The sequence below is a fragment of the Streptomyces anatolicus genome (assembly GCF_019400875.1).
GTDB classification, from domain to species: Bacteria; Actinomycetota; Actinomycetes; order Streptomycetales; family Streptomycetaceae; genus Streptomyces; species Streptomyces anatolicus.
This window is the reverse complement of the sequence record NZ_WMBF01000457.1, coordinates 1-5,101: the sequence shown is the minus strand read 5'-3', so window position 1 is coordinate 5,101 and position 5,101 is coordinate 1. Positions and strand designations below refer to the sequence as shown.

Here is a 5,101-nt window from a genome sequence, read left to right as displayed (position 1 = left end):
CCCATCCTCGTACCGCCGGTCGAGCCGACGGAAGCGACGGCACCCGATGCCGCCCCCGAGGACCCGGCGGCCGCCCACGCGCTCCCCGAGGCCGTCGCGCAGCCCGCCGTCACCGTGCCCGCCCCGCGCGACGGCGCCGAGCCGCTGGCAGCGGACGCCGCGTCCGACGCGGCGCTGCCGCAGGTCGGGGCGGACGAAGAGACCGAGGACGCCGAGCCGCTTCAGGGCGCGCCGGCCCCGGTCGCGCCCGCTGAGACCCCCGCACCCCCCGCACCCCCGGTGGTGGCTCCGGCCGAGTTCCCGGCCGCCCCCGAGTCGGCCGACCCGGCCGCAGAGTTGGACGAGGCCGACGATGTCATCTCGTTCGAACCGATCAACGCGAACGAAGTGACCGAAGTGGCCGAAGCACCCGAGATGGCCGAAGCGCCTGACGCACCCGACACCGCGCAGGGCCCCGAGGCCCTGCTGCCGCAGGACGCCCCGGAGGCGGCGGAGGCGCGGCTTCCCGCCGAGGCGCCGGGACTCCTCATCATCGAGGAGGACGAGGGGGACGAGGCGAACGAGGAGCCCGCCGGGCCCGTGACCTCCCCCGGCACCGCCGCGCCCGGCTACGCCGACGCCGAGCGCGAGGCCGTCCTGCGCGTCATGCGCGAGCGCCGCGACATCCGCAACGGCTTCCGCTCCGATCCCATCCCGCACGAGGTGCTGCTCCGCGTCCTGGAGGCGGCCCACACCGCGCCCTCCGTGGGGCACTCCCAGCCCTGGGACTTCGTCGTCATCAAGTCCGCCGAGACCCGGCGCACCATGCACGAACTGGCCATGCGCCAGCGTGACGCGTACGCCAAGTCCCTGCCCAAGGGCCGCGCGAAGCAGTTCAAGGAACTGAAGATCGAGGCCATCCTCGACACCCCGGTGAACATCGTCGTCACCGCCGACCCCACCCGCGGCGGCCGCCACACCCTGGGCCGGCACACCCAGCCGCAGATGGCCCCGTACTCCTCCGCCCTCGCGGTCGAGAACCTCTGGCTCGCCGCCCGAGCCGAAGGCCTCGGCGTCGGCTGGGTCAGCTTCTTCGACGAGCGCGAGATGGTCCGCACCCTCGGCCTGCCCGAGCACCTCGAAGTCGTCGCGTACCTCTGCGTGGGATACGTCGACGAGTTCCCGGACGAGCCCGAGCTGATCCAGGCGGGCTGGTCCAAGCGCCGCCCGCTGTCCTGGGTCGTCCACGAGGAGACGTACGGCCGCCGCGCCCTGCCCGGCGAGGACCCGCACGACCTGCTCGCCGAGACCGTGACCAACATCCGCCCGCTGGACGCCAAGGCGCTCGGCGAGGCGTGGGAACGCCAGAAGCGGATGACCAAGCCGCCGGGCGCCCTCGGCATGCTGGAGATCATCTCCGCCCAGCTCTCCGGCCTCTCCCGGATGTGCCCGCCGCCGATCCCGGAGCCCGCGGCCGTCGCGATCTTCGCCGGTGACCACGGCGTGCACGCGCAGGGCGTCACCGCCTGGCCGCAGGAGGTGACCGCGCAGATGGTCGCCAACTTCCTCGGCGGCGGCGCGGTCTGCAACGCCTTCGCCAACCAGGTCGGCGCCGAGGTCTGCGTCATCGACGTGGGCGTGGCGAGCGAGCTGCCCGCCACGCCGGGCCTGCTGCCCCGCAAGGTGCGCGCGGGCACGGCCGACATGACGACGGGCCCCGCCCTGACCCGCGAAGAGGTCAAGGCGGCCATCGAGGTGGGCGTCGAGACCGCCCGCGACCTGGTGGCGGCGGGCAACAAGGCCCTGCTGACCGGCGAGATGGGCATCGCGAACACCACCGCGTCCGCGGCCCTGATCTCCGTCTACACGGACGTGGACCCCGCCGAGGTCACCGGCCGCGGCACCGGCATCAACGACGAGATGCACGCCCGCAAGGTCGAGGTGGTCCGCCGCGCCCTGGAACTCCACCGGCCCGACCCGGCGGACCCGATCGGCGTCCTCGCGGCGGTCGGCGGCCTGGAGCACGCGGCCATGGTCGGCCTCCTCCTCGGCGGCGCCTCCCTGCGTACGCCGGTGATCCTGGACGGTGTGAGTGCCGGCGCGGCCGCCCTGGTCGCCCGCGCCATCGCCCCAGAGGTCCTGGCGGCCTGCATCGCGGGCCACCGCAGCGCCGAGCCCGGCCATGTCGCGGCCCTGAACAAGCTGGGCCTGCGCCCGCTCGTCGACCTGGATCTGCGCCTCGGCGAGGGCACGGGCGCGCTTCTGGCCCTGCCGATCGTCCAGAGCGCGGCCCGCGCGATGCACGAGGTGGCCACGTTCGATTCGGCGGGCGTCACCGAGAAGTAGGCCGCGAAGCCCCGGTTGCCGGGGCGTGGGGCGGGGCTGGGGAAGAGAACCCGGCCCCGCCCCCGCCATACTGAACCCGCACGTCAAACGCAGCCGCTTCAGCGACGCAGCGGCCCGCAGCACCCCCAGAATCCCCAGATCAGCAGACTCCGCCCGCACGAGGAGCCGCACAGCCATGGCCGAACACCCCGCCTACCCCGTAGGCCTCCGCCTCAACGGCCGCCGCGTCGTCGTCCTCGGCGGCGGCCAGGTGGCCCAGCGCCGCCTCCCCGCGCTGATCAAGGCGGGCGCCGACGTTCTCCTCGTATCCCCCTCGGCGACCCCCTCGGTGGAGGCGATGGCCGACGCGGGCGAGATCACCTGGACCCGGCGCCGCTACGAGGACGGCGACCTCCAGGGCGCCTGGTACGCCCTGATCGCCACCAGCGACGACGAGGCCAACACCCGTGCGTCGGCGGAGGCGGAGGCCCACCGCGTCTGGTGCGTACGTTCCGACGACGCCGAGGCGGCCACCGCCTGGACCCCGGCCACCGGCCGCTCCGAGGGCGTCACCGTCGCCGTCCTGTCGAGTGACGTGCAGGACCGCGACCCGCGCCGCACCGCCGCCATCCGCGACGCGGTCGTCGAGGGCCTGCGCGACGGCAGCCTCGTCGCCCCGCACCTGCGCACCCGGACCCCCGGCGTCGCCCTGGTCGGCGGCGGCCCCGGCGACCCGGACCTGATCACCGTCCGCGGCCGCCGGCTCCTCGCCGCGGCGGACGTCGTCATCGCCGACCGCCTCGGCCCCCGCGACCTCCTGGACGAGCTGCCGCCGCACGTCGAGGTGATCGACGCCGCGAAGATCCCCTACGGCCGTTTCATGGCCCAGGAGGCGATCAACAACGCCCTGATCGAGCACGCCAAGCAGGGCAAGGCCGTCGTACGCCTCAAGGGCGGCGACCCCTACGTCTTCGGCCGTGGCATGGAGGAGGCGCAGGCGCTCGCCGAGGCGGGCATCGCCTGCACCGTCGTACCCGGCATCTCCAGCTCGATCTCCGTCCCCTCTGCCGCGGGCATCCCCGTCACCCACCGGGGCGTCGCCCACGAGTTCACGGTGGTCAGCGGGCATGTGGCGCCGGACGACGAGCGCTCCCTGGTCGACTGGGAGTCCCTCGCCAAGCTGCGCGGCACGCTGGTGATCCTCATGGGCGTCGACAAGATCGGCAAGATCGCGGAGGCCCTGATCACCCACGGCAAGGCGGCCGGCACCCCGCTCGCCCTGATCCAGGAGGGCACGACGGCCGCCCAGCGCCGCGTCGACGCGACGCTCGGCACGGTCGCCGAGGCGGTCCGCACCCACGAGGTGAAGCCTCCGGCGGTCATCGTCATCGGCGACGTCGTCACCGTGGGCCCCGACGCACGCGCGTAACGCGCCCCGCACACCACCCCAGTAACCAGCGGTAACGGAACACGCCCCCGGCCGTTGGCACCACACCCAGGACAAGGCAGTATCACCCTGTGGCTGATCTCATCACCGTCGACGACCCCGACGACCCCCGCCTGCGCGACTACACGGGCCTGACCGACGTCGAGCTGCGCCGCAGGCGCGAACCGGCCGAGGGACTGTTCATCGCCGAGGGCGAGAAGGTCATCAGACGGGCCAAGGACGCCGGTTACGAGATGCGGTCGATGCTGCTCTCGGCCAAGTGGGTCGACGTCATGCGCGACGTCATCGACGAGCTTCCGGCTCCCGTGTACGCGGTGAGCCCGGACCTCGCCGAACGGGTCACCGGCTACCACGTGCACCGCGGCGCCCTCGCCTCGATGCAGCGCAAGCCACTGCCCACGGCCGACGAACTCCTCGCGACCCACCGCAGGGTGGTCGTGATGGAGGCGGTGAACGACCACACGAACATCGGTGCGATCTTCCGCTCGGCGGCGGCCCTCGGCATGGACGCGGTCCTGCTCTCCCCGGACTGCGCGGACCCGCTGTACCGCCGCTCGGTGAAGGTCTCCATGGGCGCGGTCTTCTCGGTCCCGTACGCCCGTCTGGAGTCCTGGCCGAAGGGCCTGGAGGGAGTGCGCGAGGCCGGTTTCAACCTGCTCGCCCTCACCCCCGACGAGAAGGCGAAGTCCCTGGACGAGGTGGCCCCGCACCGCATGGACCGGGTGGCGCTGATGCTGGGCGCGGAGGGCGACGGCCTCTCCACGCAGGCCCTGGTCGCGGCGGACGAATGGATCCGCATCCCGATGGCCCACGGCGTGGACTCCCTGAACGTGGGAGCGGCGGCGGCGGTGGCCTTCTACGCAGCAGCAACAGGCCGCCCCCAGAACTGAGGGAGGCCCACCCCGAAGGGGTGCGGGCGAACACCCGGGGGAGGGCGCAGGCGAATACGCCCGAAGGGGGCACGGGTGATCGCGCCCCAAAGGGGCGCGGGGAACGGCGCGCTCAGCCACGACGATCCCGCGCTGGAGTGGCGGGGTTGAACGCGCCCGAGGGATGGCGCGGGTGATCGCGCCCGTAGGGGCGCGGGGAACGGCGCGCTCAGCCACGACAAACCCGCGCTGGAGTGGCGCGAGTGAACGCCCGAGGGGGCGGCGCGGGTGAACGCCCGAAGGGGCGGCGCGGGTGATCGCGCCCGAAGGGGCGCGGGGAACGGCGCGCTCAGCCACGACAAACCCGCGCTGGAGTGGCGCGGGTGAACGCCCGAAGGGGCAACGCGGGTGATCGCGCCCGAAGGGGCGCGAGGAACTACGCGCTCAGCCACGACGAACCCGAAGCGCCCCGCTAGAAGCC

3 protein-coding genes are annotated in these 5,101 nt (G+C 73.7%); all 3 read left to right on the top strand.

Annotation, left to right across the window (positions count from 1 at the left end; genetic code table 11):
* Window positions 1-2,325: nicotinate-nucleotide--dimethylbenzimidazole phosphoribosyltransferase (gene cobT / locus GKQ77_RS27320; protein ID WP_258022051.1), on the top strand; the 2,325-nt coding region annotated here is incomplete at its 5' end.
* 175 nt (window positions 2,326-2,500) lie between these two features.
* A complete protein-coding gene (cobA, locus tag GKQ77_RS27315) occupies window positions 2,501-3,733 on the top strand; it encodes a uroporphyrinogen-III C-methyltransferase (protein WP_219691597.1) in 1,233 nt (410 codons plus the stop codon).
* A gap of 89 nt (window positions 3,734-3,822) precedes the next feature.
* Window positions 3,823-4,641, top strand: coding sequence for a TrmH family RNA methyltransferase (locus GKQ77_RS27310; RefSeq protein WP_219691596.1), 819 nt, complete (start codon window positions 3,823-3,825; stop codon window positions 4,639-4,641).
* Window positions 4,642-5,101: the final 460 nt, after the last annotated feature.

Coding starts and splice junctions, on each gene's coding strand:
- cobA (WP_219691597.1), top strand. CDS start 2,501: ATGGCCGAACACCCCGCCTACCCCGTAGGCCTCCGCCTCAACGGCCGC.